This is a genomic window from Isachenkonia alkalipeptolytica (genome assembly GCF_009910325.1).
GTDB classification, from domain to species: Bacteria; Bacillota; Clostridia; order Peptostreptococcales; family T1SED10-28; genus Isachenkonia; species Isachenkonia alkalipeptolytica.
Genome location: NZ_SUMG01000027.1, coordinates 1 through 17027 on the forward strand (window position 1 = coordinate 1; position 17027 = coordinate 17027).

The window sequence follows — 17027 nt, forward strand, 5'->3', positions numbered from 1 at the left end:
TTATTAAGGTTACCCAAAAACATTATACCTTGGTAATTTCTGTATTTTACAAAATCACGATTACCGCCAGCAATCTGGTGCTTATGTTTTAACTATTTAAGGACATTTTCTAAAAGGGTTGACAGGGGTTTTCAAGAATCAAAATCAAACCCCTAAGGGCCATTACTGGCCCTTAAAGTTGATTTCCTGTAATAGACTGTCTTTAAAAGTACTAAACTCCATTGTACCTAGCTCCCCTTTATCTCTGGACCGAACAGATACCATGCCGCTTTCTACCTCTTTTTCTCCGACGATCAACATATAGGGAGTTTTTTCTAATTGAGCTTCTCTAATTTTATATCCCATTTTCTCGCTTCTTGAATCCACCTTTACCCGCACTCGATTCCCAAACAAATCTTTTTCTAGCTTCTCCGCATATTCTTTTTGTTTATCCGTAATTGGAATAATTTTAACTTGTTCCGGAGCTAACCAAGTAGGAAACTTCCCAGCGAATTCTTCAATTAAAATCGCAATGAATCGTTCAATACTACCGAATACCACTCGGTGAATCATAATGGGTCGATGTTTTTCCCCATCTTGTCCAATATAGTTCAAATCAAAGCGCTGCGGCATTTGAAAATCCAGTTGAATGGTTCCACATTGCCAAGTTCTCTGCAAGCAGTCTTCAAGATGGAAGTCGATTTTCGGACCATAGAAAGCTCCGTCCCCTTCATTAACCTTGTAATCAATACCTTTAGCTTCTAAGGCTTCTCTCAGGGAACCAATTGCCATATTCCAATCTTCGTCAGAACCCATGGATTTTTCCGGTCTTGTAGAAAGTTCCACATGATACTTAAAGCCGAATAAACGATAGACATGATCCACTAATTCAATAACCCCGATCAGCTCATCCTTGATTTGGTTCGGCAAAGCGAATATGTGCGCATCATCTTGAGTGAAATATCGCACCCGCATTAAACCATGCAATGCACCTGAGAGCTCGTGTCTATGAACCTCACCAAGTTCTCCCATTCGAATGGGTAAATCGCGATAGCTATGAATCGTACGGTTATAGGTAAGGACTGCTCCGGGGCAATTCATGGGTTTTACAGAAAAATTCTGTTCATCAATCTCTGTAAAATACATGTTTTCTTTATAGTGATCCCAGTGACCGGATTGCTTCCAAAGGTTTTCATTCAAAATAATCGGTGTTTTAATTTCTTCGTAGCCTCTTAGCCGATGCTCTTCTCTCCAAAAGCTCTCCAGTTCATTTTTAACAATCATGCCTTTGGGATGAAAGAAAGGAAATCCCGGTCCCTCTTCCCGAAGACTGAATAGATCCATTTCTTTTCCGATTTTTCGGTGATCTCTTTTTTTCGCCTCTTCTAGACGTTCAAGATAAGCTTCCAAATCCTTCTTCTTTTCAAAGGAAGTTCCATAAATCCGTTGAAGCATTTTATTATTCTCATCACCCCGCCAGTAGGCACCAGCCACACTGAGAAGCTTAATGGCCTTTACTTTTCCTGTGTTAGGTAAGTGAGGACCGGCACAAAGATCTGAAAACTCCCCTTGTTTATAAAAGGAAATCTCCGCGCCCTCTTCCAGGCCTTCAATTAACTCGACTTTATAATCTTCTCCCTGCTCTTTAACATACTCTATGGCTTTTTCCTTAGGTAGCGTGAAGCGTTCAACCTCTAATTTTTCCTTCACGATTTTTTTCATTTCTTTTTCGATTTTCTCCAGATCTTCAGGAGTAATTTTATGTTCCACATCAATATCATAATAAAATCCGTGGTCAATCGCCGGTCCGATGGCCAGTTTTGCCTCGGGAAAGATCCTTTTAATAGCCTGAGCTAATACATGGGAACTTGTATGCCAAAAAAATTCTTTTCCTTCTTCATCATCGAACTTTAAGAAAACCAGTTCACCGTCTTCAGGAATTTCACTTTTTAGATCTAATAATTCTCCGTTTAATTTGCCACCTACAATATTTCTAGCAAGACCTTCACTAATATCCTTGGCCACATCAATTACTCTCGTTCCTTTATCCAGAACTTTTTCGGTACCATCTTTTAGCCTTATTTTTATACTTTCCATTTTTCATCCTCCTTTAAATGATTATTCAAAAAAACCTCGCCCTAATAATAGGACGAGGTTTTACCCGCGGTTCCACCTAAATAGATTTTACAATCCACTTAATAGCTGTAACGAAGCCATCGTCTTTTCATTTGAAAAAGAAACTCCAGGGTGGTATTCAGTAAGGGATGTATAAAACACTTCCAGCACAAGGTGTTTATTCTCTAGATACATTACCAGTACTTACTCTTCCCCTTCAGCGTTAATTCTTATCATCTTGTTATATTAATTAATAATTATAAAACTTTTACAAGTATTTGTCAATAGAAATTATTTATTCCCAACCCCTATTATACTATGTTCACTATACAATATATTCGCTATTTCTTACATATACCGATCCTATTCTTTACAGAAGTAATACCAGAGAGCCTTGTATCAGTCCGATGATAAATCCTAAAACTCCTCCTAGTATTTCGATATGTTTCAACTCTTTTTTTGCGACTTCCTGAACAATGGTTTCCAGTTTATAAATTGGAAAACGATTGATCTTATCTTCGATCAAAGTAGCCAGTTGAAAATTCTGATTGGTATTACGGCTCATATTGTCAATAAGCTCCAGAATCATGTTTTCCCCTTCTTCTTCCACTAAATCATCGATGTAGGTATGAATTTTTTCCTTCATTCCTCTGGGAAGAAAAGTTGGCATTTTTTTTGAAGCAATAATTCGCAGTTTCGTTTTTATAATATCCATAACATTTCCATCCCGTTGTTTTTCCAGGACTTCGTCTATAATTTCTTCGATGGATATGAAATCATTTTCGATGGTTCTTCCGATGATTTTGGCAATTTCTTTCTTTCTTTTCGGTATCAGTCCCTGTACCTCTACATTTATGATCGGAATCCGATAAGATCTTAGGGGCCGAAACAATAATTTAACTGCTAGTCGGTTTGTACCCCAACCTATAAAAGATCCAACTATGGCTAGTGTTAAAAGGTAAATTACGTTCATGCCCTTTGCTCCTTTTTAATCACAGTTTTTCATCAGTACTGGTAGCCTCTTTCATAAGTGATTCTAACTCTTTTTGACTGAATTGATATTTTTCATTACAAAAGTGACATTGTAATTCAGCTCCATGATCTTCCTCTATTAAAGTCATGATTTCTTCTTTCCCCAGACTTATTAAAGCTTTTTCAAAACGACCACGATTACAGTCACAGAAATAGTCCACTTCATATTCTTCTAATACTTTAGGATTTAATCCCTCTAACAATTGATTCATGATCTCTTTTTCGTCTCGACTATTCTCAATAAGCTTAGATATGGACCCCGCCTCTTTTACCCGCTCTTCCAGAATATAGGCCACATTTTCATCGGTATCAGGGAGTATTTGTAAAATAAAGCCCCCTGCACTTTTGATGGTGTAATCTTTTTCAATGGTTACACCTAAACCAACCGCTGAAGGTTGCTGCTCAGAGTACATAAAATAAGCGGCTAAATCTTCACCGATTTCGCCATTAACTAAAGGATAGTTACCAATGTATGGGTTTTTAAGACCTAGGTCTTTTATTACGGTGATTTCACCGTCTTTACCTACAGCGGCACCAACATTCAGCTTACCCGGGGTTTTGGACTCCACCATGACTTGAGGGTTCGTAACGTATCCTTTCACATTTCCCGAGGCATCACTGGTTGCGATGATGGTTCCGATGGGCCCTTGCCCATTGATTCTAGTTGTTATTTTATCCCGCTCTCCCTTTAACATTACTCCTAGAATACTTGTTGCCGTTAATACTCGACCTAGGGCAGCGGTTGCCACTGGTGAAGTTTGATGGATCTCCTTTGCTTTTTCAACAAAGTTTGTAGTGTTGGCTATAAATATTCTAACTTGACCGTCAAAGGCGGTCCCTCTTAATATTTTACTTTTCACTTGATTTCCTCCTAATTACCACAGTTCATCTATTCGCTACATCTAAAAAGACAGATTGGTATTCCAATCTGTCTTAATTCATGGCATTATAAGCTTTCTAAAGTAAGTTTCAATTATTCTTCGCTATCAGCCTTAACAACATTGGTTGCTTGAGGGCCCTTATCTCCTTCGACAATTTCAAATTCTACTGTTTGTCCTTCTTCTAAGGTTTTAAAGCCTTCCATTTCGATGGCTGAAAAATGTACAAAAACATCATCTCCATCTTCTCTTGTGATAAAACCGTACCCTTTTTCTGCATTAAACCATTTCACTGTTCCTTTTTCCATGATAATATACCTCCTAAATAAATACTATTATAATGATTATAAATCACAGTTTAAATTATACTATAAGCTAACATCCTCTGTCAACGGTCTTAGCCGAGTTTTTGACATACAAAAAAAATTCGTTGGCTGTTTTCCCTCGGAGGTGAATCCCTTAATTCATGATACATATCCACCGTTGAAAAACCAGTTTTTTTCAATAAAGAATCAAGGACCTCTCGGTGATAAGCCTTTTGGACATGGAATTCTTTATGTTTTTCATAAAGACCCTCCTTGCTTAATTGAAAAAAGGTAAGGTCCATTTCAACCGTTTCTTCTTCTTCACAAAAATAGTTTTCCCACAAGTAAATAATATCTCCTAAATCTTCCCCATAAGTATTTTCGCCAAGGATATATTTCAACTTATAAAAGGTGCTTATATCAAAGATAAATACACCTCTTTCTTTAAGTAATGAGTATACTTTTTGAAAAAAAACCTTCAAATCCTCTGGGTCAAGAATATAGTTTATACCGTCACAGAGGCATAAAATCGTATCAAAATCTTCATCTATTTCCAAATTCAGCATATCCTGCTGATAAAACTTAAGATGTAAATTCGACTCCATGGCTTTTTGCTGTGCTTGACTCAACATTTCTATAGAGCGATCCATCGCAGTGATTTCATATCCTTTTTTTGCCAAGGGAATTGTAACATTCCCGGTTCCGCAGGCCAGCTCCAGTAGTTTATTCCTTTTAGTTGAATTGTTTTTTTTAATACACTTTTCTATAAAGGAAGCCCATTCCTTATAATCAACTTCCTTCATCAATTGATCATAAATTTTTGCTAAATATCCATATTCCATGAAAGGCCCTCTTTTCTTATATCTAAAATAATGTACTTCCCGCAACTACTTGGTAAAGTTGAGCTCCTGTCATAACTACAAAAATAATAAAAATCGGTATAATTGGCCAGAATTCTTTTAACTGGTAACTCTCTTCCTTCCCATTGTCTTGTTCTGAATGTTCATCTTGGTAAACGAAAGTAACCTCTTGTTTACTAGGGGTTAAAGGTTCTTGATGACGATAGACTTTACGAAGGTACTTTAATATAATTAGGGCTCCAAAGCCAGTTCCCAGCGCAATAAAACCAAAAAGACCAATGGCCATAAGAATTTCCACGGTACTAATCATTTCGGCCCCTGGTATTTCCCCCGCCTCTGCTAATATATCCTGGGAATATTCTTGCATATGATTTACTAAAAAGCCTAAGGTTACAGCGAAAGCGTTATTTGCAATATGGCCGATGATCCCTGCCCATAGAGAATTGGTTAGAACCACTAAATAACCAAATAGAATACCGAAAAATATCGTCGCCCCCAGATTGTAGATATTAAAGTGAAAAACACCAAAAAGCAAGGCAGAAAAAAAAATAGCAAATTTATAACCCACTTTTTCAAAACTTCTCATTATAAACCCTCGAAATAAAACCTCTTCACAAAGTCCGGCGCTAAAAGCAATAATCAATAAATATAACACATACTGTTGGGAAGTTTCGGCCGTCGGAACTTGAGGAATATCAATCGAACCGAAAAGACTAAGGATCAACATAATAAGAGTATTCATCACTACCGCAATAGGATAAGACAAAAGAGTAATCAGAATTATTAAAAGAGTTGTTTTAACGGATATTTTATGAAGCCTGAGTAATTGACTTATAGGTTTTTTTTTAACCCATAGGTAGAGAACCGGAGGCATTCCGATAATTAAATATTGGGTGAGAATCAGTTGTGCTTCAATTGATGTATTTACATAAGCTAGAACTATGCTCACACCAATAAATAAAACACCTGTGATAAGATACATCATACTGCCTTCGTAGACTCTTAGGTTCTTCATTGTTTTCGTTCTCTTTCCGTAACTGCAAATACATAGGGAATATTTCGGTAATAATCTCCGAAGTTGAGTCCATAGCCTACAACAAATTTGTCTGGAATGGTAAATCCAATATAGTCCGGTTTAAGATCCACCTTGCGTCGATCCGGTTTGTCTAGAAGCACACAACACTTTACACTATTAGGATTTTTACTTTGCAAATGATCCATCACACTTTTCATGGTTAAACCTGAATCAGCAATATCATCAGTGACTAACACATCATACCCTGTAAGATCCTCCTGGACGTCTGCTACTATGTTTACTTTGCCGCTGCTTTCCTGTCCGTGACCATAACTGGATGTTGTCATAAAGTTCACCTTTACCGGTATATCTAAAGTTCGCACGAGGTCTGCAGTGAAAATAAAACTTCCCTTTAGCAAAGAAACTACATATAGTTTTTTATTTTTGTAATCCCGAGAAATCGTCTCTCCAAGAACCTCCAGTCGTTCCTTTATTGCTTTTTCTGAGCATAGTACTTCCCATTCTTTTTTTTCTATATCCATTGAAACTCCTCCTTTTTCCATATATATATTGCTACTATTTTATAATGAAAGGATATTTTTTGTCAAATCCATTTTTTTGTATTGCTAAAGCCTTCCTTCGATAGTAAAATACTCTTAGTGCATTATGGCTGAATAATCAAATTTAAAGGGGGAATTATTTTGCAACAGTTTAATAAAATAGCCGAACTAAATAGCCGCTCCGAGAACCAGAAAAGTCCCGATGAAGATCCATCTAAAATTTCTTTGGAAACCTATGTTTTTTTATTCTTTATGTTCGCTTTTTTCTTTTATCTTTCCCGAGTCATGGGTCTTGGGACTATGTTTAATGTGTTTATGAATACTGCCCATGAGCTACTATTAAATACGGTTTTCTTTATCATGGCTGTGGCTGTACTAGCAGGAGCATTATCTGCACTTTTATCGGAGTTTGGTGTTGTGGAACTAATCAACAAGTTGATTTCCCCCATTATGAAACCCCTCTTTGGTATGCCTGGTGCCGCATCTATTGGGGGAATCACTACCTATTTATCAGATAACCCCGCAATTATTTCTTTAGCTAAGGATAAAAAATTTATTAAATATTTTTATAACTATCAAATACCGGCCTTATGTAATTTGGGGACAGCCTTTGGGATGGGCCTGATTTTAACCGCCTATATGATCAGTCTTGGTTCGGAATTTATCGCTCCCGCCTTGATCGGAAATCTTGGAGCGTTAATTGGTTCCATTGTCAGTGTAAGAATTATGCTTCATTTCACAAGAGAATACTATGGAGTTGACCGTCAAGGAATTGAACGGACCTCTCGCGACCACAACTTCGAAGAGAGCATTGCCAGCACGGAACCCATTGACTTTATTCCGGAAAATTCACCTAAAACTGAAAATTACTTTGAGCGTGTGTTAAACTCGATTTTAGAAGGTGGTAAAAATGGAGTGGAAATGGGCCTTGGTATTATTCCAGGAGTACTAATTATCTGTACGATTATAATGATTTTAACCTTTGGTCCCAGTGAAGTTGTGGATGGTGTTGCCATCTATCATGGCGTAGCCTTTGAAGGAGTGGAGTTATTACCGCGACTAGGAGGATATATATACCCTGTATTGCAACCACTTTTCGGATTTGAGAACCCCGAAGCAATAGCCTTTCCCATCACTGCACTAGGAGCGGTGGGCGCCGCTATGGGGCTTGTGAAAAACTTTTTAGACAGTAACCTGATTTCACCAAACGATATCGCGGTTTTCACAGCCATGGGGATGTGTTGGAGCGGATACTTAAGCACCCACGTTGGAATGATGGATGTCTTAAACCTCCGCAACTTAGCAAACAAAGCCATCATCAGTCATACCATCGGTGGTTTGATCGCCGGGATCTCTGCAAATTATTTATTTAAATTCTATATATTGGCCTTTGGCGGTTAGTCATTTTTTCTGATGTAATATAAAATATCCTTGATCTCCCGTAACAATACAATGATTTTGTTCAAGGAATACTGTATACTAACTAGTATTACAATAACTATAAAAACTACCGGGACATATAACTCCATAATCTCCCTCCTTCATATAATTAAACCAATGAGAATCAATACATGGTCAAAGTATTAACTAAGCGCTTAAGATTAGAAAGAAACATATCAAGGATATGTTTCTTTTCTGTTTTATAAACATTTTTTATTAAACAATCTATTCTTCCGGATCGTAAGACCGCAGTTCTTTTTTTTCCCAATAGCTATGATCTATTCTATCTTCAAAGGTACTTGGGTAGCTTATCGTTTCTTTCGATCCGTCGCTTACATAGGGGGTTCGAGCTCCGGATTCAAAATGCCCTAACCAGTCATAGATCCCTACCCCATCCACATCCATTTCGCTGGCCCGTACTCTGCGGATTTTTAACGGATTAAAATTTTCATGAAAAGGAGATAAATAAGGGTCCCAGCCGACTTCTAAAACGGCAATGTTTTCATAAGCAATCCCGTCGTATTCTCCTTGGTGAAGATAATCCATTAACTCTTCATCCTTAGGTCTTGATCCGAAGGGAAGGGCCAAAGTATTCATTTCATAGTCCGGCAAGTACTCTAATACCATATTGTTTAAACGTCCCAATTCATATTGTAGTTTCTCAGCGGATAAATTATTAAAATTTGCATGGGTGTAACTATGGTTTCCGATATCCATTCCCTGATCTACGATGTAGTTTAATTTATACTCTACCAATCCCTCCTGCTCGAAAGGAGTGCCTCCATTAATAAAAAACGTTGCTTCCAAAGGAAAATCTGGATGTTCTTCATGAAAATCAGTTAGAATACCTACGGCAGAGTCCGAGTCAATTTCCCATTCTCCATCGCTATTCTCAATCATATTGAAGTTGTTCTGCCTCCCATCGTCAAAAGTAAGCACAACCGGTTTATACCCAGGATCAATTTCGATATTACCTGTTGCATAGTCCTCTAAACTAACGGGACGAAATCCTCGATCGTACAGCTCCTGTAAATCTCGACGGAAATTATCCGGGGTACGTACCCATGTGTCCTCTGGCTCATCAATATGATGATACATCAGCACCATAACTTCCCCTAGTTCATTGGCCTTGACTAAAGCCGGGTCTACTGATTCTTCCATTTTTTCATCTTCACTTTTTTCCTCGGTAAGTTCATCGGCTTCCTCTTCCTTTGATTCTTCCTCTTGGTCAAGAGTTTCTTCTTCTTGAGATTGGTCTAGAACATTTCCTTCTTCTTCAGCACTTTCATCGCAAGCAATAATAGCTACGGCGATTAAGAGCATAATTCCCATAAGTACGACTTGTTTTTTATTCATTATCGCATTGCACCCCTTTTGAAGTTGTTCATAATTTGTTTTACTAAATGCCTTTCTGTTTGTGGTTGTTCCTTTCCTTTGTTTTCCATTACCCTTACATCCAAATCTTTCTAAGCCAACTCTCTTGCATAGACAAAGAATATAGTTAGAAAACTTTAACTATTAGAATAAGCTGTGCTTTTGTAATAATATAACTTATACCCTATGAAAACGCAACTAAAAGTATTCCGATAAATCCCTTTTAAAAAAGCAGAAAATCGATTAAGATAGTATAGAAAGAAAAAATAATGAGGTGATAGAATGTTTCATAATGGTGAAAACCAAGCAGAAAATAAATTGCTATTACTCTACTTGTTATCGGAAGTTGATGGTGAAGCCTACCAGAGACAAGTAGTTGATTTAATTCTTGATCATGCGGTTATGGATTATTTCATGGTACAACAGTTGATTTCAGAATTAAAGAAATCAGAACTTATAGAAGAAAAGTCCCCTCGGGAAGAAAGCAAAAAACTTGTCCTAACCCCGGAGGGGAAAAATACCTTAGCCTATTTTAAGAACCGAATACCAAAAAATAAGCTTCAGAATTTTAAACAATTAATTCAAGATAGAAAGCAAGCTTTACAAGAAAACATTAAGGTCTCATCCAAAATACAAAAACTTCAGGATGGCTCTTATCTAGTAAAATTGGGAGTTGTTAAGAATGGTGTGGAAGAACTTTTCTTGAAACTTCATGTTTCAAACCTCCAAAAATCGGAAAGGATAGTAGACCGCTGGAATAAAAATCATTATTGGGTTTCTGAAGAATTATACTCCCTATTACTCGATAATTAAGTCAGGGCTTTTGCCCTGACTTTTCTAATAAATCATGATCGGTGAAGGGTAGTGTTATGAGCGACGTTGAAGCTGATTCAGACGGTCTTCTATGGTTTTTAACATCTTACGGTATTTTTCCACTTTTTCTTTCTCTTCTTCCACAAGACTTTCCGGAGCCTTCTTAATAAATCCTTGATTTTGAAGCTTCCCTTCCGCCCTTTTTACTTCTTTTTGATATTTCTTTTTCTCTTCTCCCAAGCGTTTCAATTCTTTTTCAATATCTAAAAGATCTTCTAAAGGGATGAATAGATCTATCCCTTCCACTACTGCAGAAACAGCATCTTTGGGTACTGAATCAGGATCCTTAAGAATTTCCATTTCCGATACGCCGGCTAAGGACTTAAAGTAGGACAAATGACGGTTTGCGATTTCTTTTTTACTCTTATCCTCGGTATGAATCATTAATTTAGCTTTTCTTGATGGTGCCACATTCATATCACTACGGATGTTTCGAAGATTTTTGATAATCTCCATCACAAGGGCCACTTCTCCTTCTTCCTTTGGAAAATGAGCTTTTTCATTGTATTCCGGCCAAGGTGCCACAATCACACTGGAATAATCTTCTTTGATATTTTGCCAAATTTCTTCCGTGATAAAAGGCATATAGGGATGGAGGATTTTTAGGATATTCTCTAAAATATGGTTTAACGTATATTGAGCGGCCCTTTTCTCTTTAGGCTCTTCTCCATACAATCGTGTTTTGGAAAACTCAATATACCAATCACAATATTCATTCCATACAAAATCATAAATTTTTTGTAGGGCAATACCCAGTTCAAATCGATCCATATTTTCTGTAACATCTCTTGTTACTTGGTTGAATCGAGAAATGATCCAGTAATCTGTGGTATTCAAGTGATTTTTCACATCGTTAAAGTTTACTGGAGAGTCTTCGCTATTCATTAATACAAAGCGAGTAGCATTCCATAATTTGTTAGCAAAATTCCTGCTGGATTCCAGTCGTTCAAGGTGGAAGCGCATATCATTCCCCGGGGTATTGCCGGTAATCAACGTAAAGCGCAGGGCATCGGCTCCAAATTCCTCAATGGCTTCTATAGGGTCTATACCATTGCCTAAGGATTTGCTCATCTTTCGACCTTCAGCATCCCGAACCAGTCCGTGAACAAGCACATGCTTAAAGGGGATTTCATCCATAAATTCCAAACCGGAAAAGGCCATTCGTACGACCCAGAAAAAGATAATGTCATATCCTGTCACCAATACGTCCGTAGGATAGAACTTATTTAGTTCCATGGTTTCTTCAGGCCACCCTAAAGTGGAAAAAGGCCAAAGTGCAGAACTGAACCAAGTATCAAGAACATCTTCATCCTGTACTATATCCTTGGATTCACATTTTGCACACTGCGTCGGTGCTTTCTTTGAAACCATAATCTCATCACATTTCGTACAGTAGTAGGCCGGTATACGATGTCCCCACCAAAGTTGACGGGAAATGCACCAGTCCCGAATATTTTCCAACCAACTTAAATACGTTTTCGAAAATCGGTCGGGTACAAATTGAATTTCTTTATTATTTACTACTTCCATTGCCGGCTTTGCTAAGGTCTCCATTTTCACAAACCACTGCTCTGATGTAATGGGTTCTACAACGGTGGAACACCGGCTACACTGACCCACGCTGTGATCATGTTCTTTGATTTTTGACACAAGTTTTTCAGCTTCAAGATCTTTCACGATGACTTTACGGGCCGCGTAACGATCCAAACCTTGGTATTGTTCCCCCCGTTCATTTACCTTTGCTTCTTCATCGAGAACCATAATTTGTTCCAAGTCGTGTCTTAATCCGATTTCGAAGTCATTGGGGTCATGACTGGGCGTGATTTTTAACGCACCGGTGCCCATTTCTTGATCCACATATTCATCGGCTATGATGGGGATCTCCCGGTTAAGCAAGGGGAGAATGGCTACCTTACCGATAAGATGCTGATATCGTTCATCTTCCGGATGTACGGCAATGGCAGTATCCCCTAGCATTGTTTCCGGTCGGGTCGTGGCAATAATCACAAATTCATCGGAATCTTTCACAGGATACTTAACATACCAAAAGTTTCCTTTTTTATCATGATGATCTACTTCTGCATCGGATAAGGAGGTTCTGCAACTCGGACACCAATTAATGATTCGATTGCCTTTATAAATAAGGCCCTTTTCATAGAGTCTTATAAAGACCTCTGTCACTGCATCATTTAGGCCATCATCCATAGTAAATCGTTCTCTGGACCAATCACAGGAGTTTCCAAGCTTTTTCATTTGGCTGACAATTTTTCGTCCATATTCATCACGCCAACTCCAGGCTCGATTTAAAAACCCTTCTCTCCCCACGTCTTTTTTTGTTAATCCCTCTTCTTTTTTCAATTTCTCCACAACTTTTACTTCCGTAGAAATGCTGGCATGGTCTGTTCCCGGTTGCCATAAAGTTTCATATCCCTGCATTCGTTTCCAACGGATTAAAATATCCTGTAAAGTGTGATCTAAGGCGTGACCAATGTGTAATTGCCCAGTGATATTTGGGGGGGGCAGTACGATAGAATAAGCGGGTTTGTCTGAGTTTGCATCGGCTTTGAAATAATCTTTATCCATCCAATGCTGATAAATTTTTTCTTCAAACGCTTTCGGATCATAGGTTTTCGCTAACTTTTCACTCATATCATTTCCTCCTTTTGTATACAATCGAATTTCAAACAATAAGACATGAAAAAAGCCTCATCCCCAGAGCTGATAGAATCAGTTAAGGACGAAGCTTGACATTCGTGGTACCACCTTAGTTTCTATAATGAAGCACTTAATAGTACCTATTGTAGACACTTCTTTTGGATAACGGATCTACCGTCTACAACTACTAAGTTTCATTGCAGAAGCTCCTAGGCTACTTCAGCAGCAATTGCCTTTAGCGATATTTCAGCAGACCATCGCCTCTCTTTTAAGGATTACTACCTACTACTCCTAATCATTGCTTATTATCTAGTTATTATAAATTATAATGAAATTTTCATTTTTGTCAATCAATATTTAATTAGCTGAAGAATCATTTAGAAACTTTATTTTCTTTTAATTTTTTAAGCCCCATCCGTAAATATCTGAAAAAAGCAATTACCGTTATTAGAATTGCTGTAATTAGTAAATATCTTCCCACGTTAAAATCCAGTCCGATAAGCAAAATCGCTACATAGAACAATACCGTGGAAAATTTCCCTAATTTGTTTGCAGGAATAACCGTTTTATCTCTTCTAGTATATAGAATGGTTGCCCCTAAAATCATCAGTCCTTCTTTAATACCCACGACGATTAAAATCCATAGCGGTAAAATTTCTGCTATAGTAAAACTGATAATTACGGTTAACTGCATTAACTTATCGGCGAGGGGATCTAAGGCCTGACCAATTTTCGTAACCTGTTGAAATTTTCGGGCTAAATAGCCATCTAACCCATCGGTAATGCCTGCTAAGAAAAAAACCCCTGTGGCATATAAGAGATTGTTATCTTCAAAGAAGAAAAAAACATAAATAAACACAGGAATTAATAATAATCGCAGGATTGTTAATATATTTGGTAAGTTCATATAACACCTCTATTGTCCCAATTTCTTATAACTCCATCATACCATAACTAATAAATAAAAAACAATCCTCTCTGCGATTTTCAGTAACTTCTAAGCTTCTTATCCAAATTTATGAATTAAGTCGAACTTCCTTCACAAAAGATCGGAATTCTTCTTTCAAAGCTTCCATCTCTTCTTTTGTGTAAGAGGTCATTTCTTTGTTTGGGAGCAAAACTTCATTGTTTAATCTTCCCCGTTGTAATACAAACCGATTACTGTTATGGACCATTTGCTTTAATCCCTCGATGGATTTTACAGTCATCATTCCTTTGACAAAAGTGGTGCGGAATTCATAATCAATAGGGTAGGTTTTCAATAGTTTGAGAGACCTCATGATTTTTTTTTCAAATCCTGATTTCCCCGTTACCCTTTCATAGTCATCCAAGGAAGTTTTTAGGTCCATAGCAACATAATCCACATATTTGTTTTCTAAAAGCTCCTTTAACATCGCAGGATTTGAACCGTTAGTATCGAGCTTAACACTAAAGCCAAGATTTTTATAATTTTTAATAAAGCTCACCAAATCCTTCTGTAGGGTTGGCTCCCCCCCGGAAATACAAAGATTTGAGATATATTTATTACGCTTAAGCAGCGTTTTTTCGAGTTTCTCTTCATCCATTGTATCCCCGCATTGGTTTACAATACTTTTGTTATGACAATAAGGGCATCGAAAATTACACCCTCCTGTGAAAACAACAGAACAAAGTTTTTCAGGATAGTCCACTAAGGACAGTTTTTGAAATCCCAGTATCTCCATGGTACCTCCTAATTAGCGGGTTTAATAAGATTAGCCAGGCTGATTTCATCGGAAAAGGTTTCCCGATCCTTATACTCTTCCTTCTTTCCTTTATTCCAAGCCTGAACCGGACGATGGAAGCCTACAACTCTTGTCCAAACCTCACTATTTCGATTACAAGTTGGGCATTGAAAATGTTCCCCCTTTATATAGCCATGTTCCGGACAAATAGAAAAGGTGGGGGTGATGGTAATATAGGGCACACTGCTTTTTTCCATAGCCGTTTTAATTAGTGTTTTGCAGGTTTCAACGTCACCCACTTCCTCCCCTAAAAACCCATGCATCACGGTTCCTCCGGTATATAAGGATTGTAACTTTTCTTGAAGCTCTAAGGCTTCAAAGAAGTCTTCGGTATGGCCTACGGGCAACTGTGTAGAATTCGTATAATAAGGTTCTTTCTCTCCTTGAGTGAAAATCTTTCCATACATTTTTTTATCCAGTCGAGCGAAACGATAAGCGGCCCCTTCCGCCGGAGAAGCTTCTAGATTCCAGAGGCTTCCTGTTTCTTCCTGAAAGATTTGAATTACTTTATTCATAAATTCCATTATTTCCACAGCAAATTGATTGCCTTCAGGGGTGGTAATATCCTTTCCTAAAAGATTTACACAGGCTTCATTCATTCCGTTTAGACCGATAGTGGAGAAGTGATTTTTAAAGTATTCTCCTGTATTATCTTTTACCCCTTGTAAATAAAACTTTGAATAGGGATATAATCCGGCTTCCATGTACTTTTCCAGCATAACCCGTTTCGCATCACAAATTTCACGGGATTTTTCCATTAATAATCGGACCTCTTTTTTGAATTCCTCTTCACTCGTGGCCAAATACCCGATTCGAGCCATATTTAAAGTTACCACATTGATGGATCCCGTTAGAGGATTGGCTCCAAACAGTCCGCCCCCTCTTTTTCTCAGCTCCCGATTATCCAGTCTCAATCGACAGCACATACTTCTTACATCCTCAGGAGCAAGATCAGAGTTTAAAAAGTTAGCAAAATAAGGAGTTCCGAATTTCCTTGTCATTTCCATGATACTGTTGACCACGGGGGCATGCCAAGGAAAATCCTTGGTAATATTAATGGTGGGTATCGGAAAACTGAATGCTCTACCTGCTCCGTCACCTTCCATCATCACTTCACAAAAGGCTTGATTAAACATATCCATTTCTTCTTGAAACTCTCCATAATTTTTGTCTTTCAAAGCACCGGCAATTTTAACTGGTTGCTTCGTTAATAATGGATGGGGAGCAATATCCAAAGTAACATTTGTAAAAGGCGTTTGAAAGCCTACCCTAGTAGGCACATTAAGATTGAAGACAAAACGCTGCAGTGATTTTTTTACCTGCGTGTAGTCCAGTCCGTCATAGTGAATGAAAGGGGCTAAGTACGTATCAATACTTGAGACAGCTTGAGCACCGGCGGCTTCTCCTTGCAGAGTGTATAAAAGGTTTACCAGCTGACCTAATGCGGATTCAAAGTGTTTCGGGGGACGAGATTCCACTTTTCCTTGAGCTCCTTTGAAACCCTGCTCTAGAAAAGCTTCTAAGTCCCAACCACAGCAGTAAGGGGCTAAAAGACCTAAATCATGAATATGTAGATCGCCCTTGATATGTGAATCCCGTAAGTTTTTATCATAAATTTTGTTTAGCCAGTATTTCTTCGTAATATTTTCTACTATATGATTATTTAGCCCCTGCAATGAAAAGCTCATATTTGCGTTCTCATTCACCCGCCAGTCATCAAGATTCACATAGTCTTCGATCATCTCCTCAGCATCCATAAAGAGATTTTTCACTTCCCGAATTTCCTCATGGCGTTTTCGGTATAAAATATAGGCTTTTGCAGTCTTTGCATGTCCCTCTTCGATCAAAATTTTCTCTACCACATCTTGAATATCCTCCACTGCAGGAATATTTCCCCGATAAGTTTCCTTTAACACGGACTCTACCTTTCGGGTTAAATCATCGGCCTTAGCCTGATTTTTTCCACCGACGGATTGCGCTGCGGCAAAAATAGCTTTAGTAATTTTTACTGAATCGTAATTTACAATTTCTCCATTCCTTTTTTGTACCTTTGCTACTGTCATTCCTACCCCTCCTTGAAATTCCTAAGTTCATCTACTACATATTGTATATTATATAGAAAAGAGCTACAAGATTCAATCCAAATCGGAAAGAAAAATGAAGCTCTTCTTATATCCC

At 37.9% G+C, this 17027-nt stretch carries 15 protein-coding genes and 2 other annotated features; of the genes, 2 read left to right on the forward strand and 13 right to left on the reverse strand.

Annotated features, from left to right (window positions below; genetic code table 11):
* Window positions 1-162 precede the first annotated feature (162 nt).
* The 7 genes from thrS to hpt all read right to left on the reverse strand — a co-directional run bounded on the left by thrS (window position 163) and on the right by hpt (window position 6720).
* Window positions 163-2076: a threonine--tRNA ligase gene (gene thrS / locus ISALK_RS13495; RefSeq protein WP_201756922.1), complete on the reverse strand. Its 1914-nt coding sequence runs from the start codon at window positions 2074-2076 to the stop codon at window positions 163-165.
* Between the two features lie 45 nt (window positions 2077-2121).
* Window positions 2122-2324 (reverse strand) — a binding site (T-box leader).
* A gap of 140 nt (window positions 2325-2464) precedes the next feature.
* Window positions 2465-3067 (reverse strand): DUF445 domain-containing protein, encoded by a 603-nt coding sequence (locus tag ISALK_RS13500; protein ID WP_160723197.1) that lies wholly within the window; start codon window positions 3065-3067, stop codon window positions 2465-2467.
* A gap of 19 nt (window positions 3068-3086) precedes the next feature.
* Window positions 3087-3986 (reverse strand): Hsp33 family molecular chaperone HslO, encoded by a 900-nt coding sequence (hslO, locus tag ISALK_RS13505; RefSeq protein ID WP_160723198.1) that lies wholly within the window; start codon window positions 3984-3986, stop codon window positions 3087-3089.
* Between the two features lie 113 nt (window positions 3987-4099).
* On the reverse strand, window positions 4100-4312 hold the full coding sequence (locus ISALK_RS13510) for a cold-shock protein (protein WP_160723199.1): 213 nt from the start codon (window positions 4310-4312) through the stop codon (window positions 4100-4102).
* 89 nt (window positions 4313-4401) lie between these two features.
* Complete coding sequence (locus tag ISALK_RS13515; RefSeq protein ID WP_160723200.1) at window positions 4402-5151, reverse strand: class I SAM-dependent DNA methyltransferase; 750 nt, start codon at window positions 5149-5151, stop codon at window positions 4402-4404.
* A 22-nt stretch (window positions 5152-5173) separates the two neighbouring features.
* Window positions 5174-6184 (reverse strand): type II CAAX endopeptidase family protein, encoded by a 1011-nt coding sequence (locus ISALK_RS13520; RefSeq protein WP_160723201.1) that lies wholly within the window; start codon window positions 6182-6184, stop codon window positions 5174-5176.
* Window positions 6181-6720 (reverse strand): hypoxanthine phosphoribosyltransferase, encoded by a 540-nt coding sequence (gene hpt, locus ISALK_RS13525; RefSeq protein ID WP_371724041.1) that lies wholly within the window; start codon window positions 6718-6720, stop codon window positions 6181-6183. Before hpt ends, ISALK_RS13520 begins: the two co-directional genes overlap by 4 nt.
* A 183-nt stretch (window positions 6721-6903) precedes the next feature.
* Here hpt and ISALK_RS13530 point away from each other — a divergent pair, with 183 nt between their 5' ends.
* Window positions 6904-8145, forward strand: a complete 1242-nt coding sequence (locus ISALK_RS13530) for a CD0519/CD1768 family membrane protein (protein ID WP_371724043.1) — start codon at window positions 6904-6906, stop codon at window positions 8143-8145.
* Here the strand turns inward: ISALK_RS13530 and ISALK_RS15430 are convergent.
* Both ISALK_RS15430 and ISALK_RS13535 read right to left on the reverse strand, forming a co-directional pair.
* Window positions 8142-8273, reverse strand: a complete 132-nt coding sequence (locus ISALK_RS15430) for a hypothetical protein (RefSeq protein WP_306770750.1) — start codon at window positions 8271-8273, stop codon at window positions 8142-8144. The two genes, ISALK_RS13530 and ISALK_RS15430, sit on opposite strands and share 4 nt — an antisense overlap.
* A gap of 136 nt (window positions 8274-8409) precedes the next feature.
* The gene (locus ISALK_RS13535; RefSeq protein WP_160723203.1) at window positions 8410-9540 is read right to left on the reverse strand and encodes a polysaccharide deacetylase family protein; all 1131 of its coding nucleotides are present in this window, start codon (window positions 9538-9540) and stop codon (window positions 8410-8412) included.
* Window positions 9541-9840: 300 nt separating this feature from the next.
* Between ISALK_RS13535 and ISALK_RS13540 the strand changes: the two genes are divergently transcribed.
* The gene (locus tag ISALK_RS13540) at window positions 9841-10371 is read left to right on the forward strand and encodes a DUF4364 family protein (protein ID WP_160723204.1); all 531 of its coding nucleotides are present in this window, start codon (window positions 9841-9843) and stop codon (window positions 10369-10371) included.
* A gap of 54 nt (window positions 10372-10425) precedes the next feature.
* On the opposite strand, the gene ISALK_RS13545 is transcribed toward ISALK_RS13540, so the two are convergent.
* The 4 genes from ISALK_RS13545 to ISALK_RS13560 form a co-directional block, all read right to left on the reverse strand.
* Complete coding sequence (locus tag ISALK_RS13545; protein ID WP_160723206.1) at window positions 10426-13080, reverse strand: valine--tRNA ligase; 2655 nt, start codon at window positions 13078-13080, stop codon at window positions 10426-10428.
* Window positions 13081-13161: 81 nt separating this feature from the next.
* Window positions 13162-13394: a binding site (T-box leader), on the reverse strand.
* Between the two features lie 65 nt (window positions 13395-13459).
* On the reverse strand, window positions 13460-13993 hold the full coding sequence (pgsA, locus tag ISALK_RS13550; RefSeq protein WP_160723208.1) for a CDP-diacylglycerol--glycerol-3-phosphate 3-phosphatidyltransferase: 534 nt from the start codon (window positions 13991-13993) through the stop codon (window positions 13460-13462).
* Between the two features lie 109 nt (window positions 13994-14102).
* Window positions 14103-14789 carry an anaerobic ribonucleoside-triphosphate reductase activating protein gene (locus tag ISALK_RS13555; protein ID WP_160723210.1) on the reverse strand — a complete coding sequence of 229 codons (687 nt, stop codon included), beginning with the start codon at window positions 14787-14789 and terminating at the stop codon, window positions 14103-14105.
* 8 nt (window positions 14790-14797) lie between these two features.
* A complete protein-coding gene (locus ISALK_RS13560; RefSeq protein ID WP_160723212.1) occupies window positions 14798-16912 on the reverse strand; it encodes a ribonucleoside triphosphate reductase in 2115 nt (704 codons plus the stop codon).
* Window positions 16913-17027 lie beyond the last annotated feature (115 nt).

What these genes read in the sequence shown, in the direction of transcription:
- ISALK_RS13540 (WP_160723204.1), top strand. Translation starts at nt 9,841, where the DNA reads ATGTTTCATAATGGTGAAAACCAAGCAGAAAATAAATTGCTATTACTC.
- ISALK_RS13520 (WP_160723201.1), bottom strand. Translation starts at nt 6,184, where the DNA reads ATGAAGAACCTAAGAGTCTACGAAGGCAGTATGATGTATCTTATCACA.
- ISALK_RS13555 (WP_160723210.1), bottom strand. Translation starts at nt 14,789, where the DNA reads ATGGAGATACTGGGATTTCAAAAACTGTCCTTAGTGGACTATCCTGAA.
- ISALK_RS13560 (WP_160723212.1), bottom strand. Translation starts at nt 16,912, where the DNA reads ATGACAGTAGCAAAGGTACAAAAAAGGAATGGAGAAATTGTAAATTAC.
- ISALK_RS13545 (WP_160723206.1), bottom strand. Translation starts at nt 13,080, where the DNA reads ATGAGTGAAAAGTTAGCGAAAACCTATGATCCGAAAGCGTTTGAAGAA.
- ISALK_RS15430 (WP_306770750.1), bottom strand. Translation starts at nt 8,273, where the DNA reads ATGGAGTTATATGTCCCGGTAGTTTTTATAGTTATTGTAATACTAGTT.
- ISALK_RS13500 (WP_160723197.1), bottom strand. Translation starts at nt 3,067, where the DNA reads ATGAACGTAATTTACCTTTTAACACTAGCCATAGTTGGATCTTTTATA.
- pgsA (WP_160723208.1), bottom strand. Translation starts at nt 13,993, where the DNA reads ATGAACTTACCAAATATATTAACAATCCTGCGATTATTATTAATTCCT.
- ISALK_RS13535 (WP_160723203.1), bottom strand. Translation starts at nt 9,540, where the DNA reads ATGAATAAAAAACAAGTCGTACTTATGGGAATTATGCTCTTAATCGCC.
- ISALK_RS13510 (WP_160723199.1), bottom strand. Translation starts at nt 4,312, where the DNA reads ATGGAAAAAGGAACAGTGAAATGGTTTAATGCAGAAAAAGGGTACGGT.
- ISALK_RS13515 (WP_160723200.1), bottom strand. Translation starts at nt 5,151, where the DNA reads ATGGAATATGGATATTTAGCAAAAATTTATGATCAATTGATGAAGGAA.
- thrS (WP_201756922.1), bottom strand. Translation starts at nt 2,076, where the DNA reads ATGGAAAGTATAAAAATAAGGCTAAAAGATGGTACCGAAAAAGTTCTG.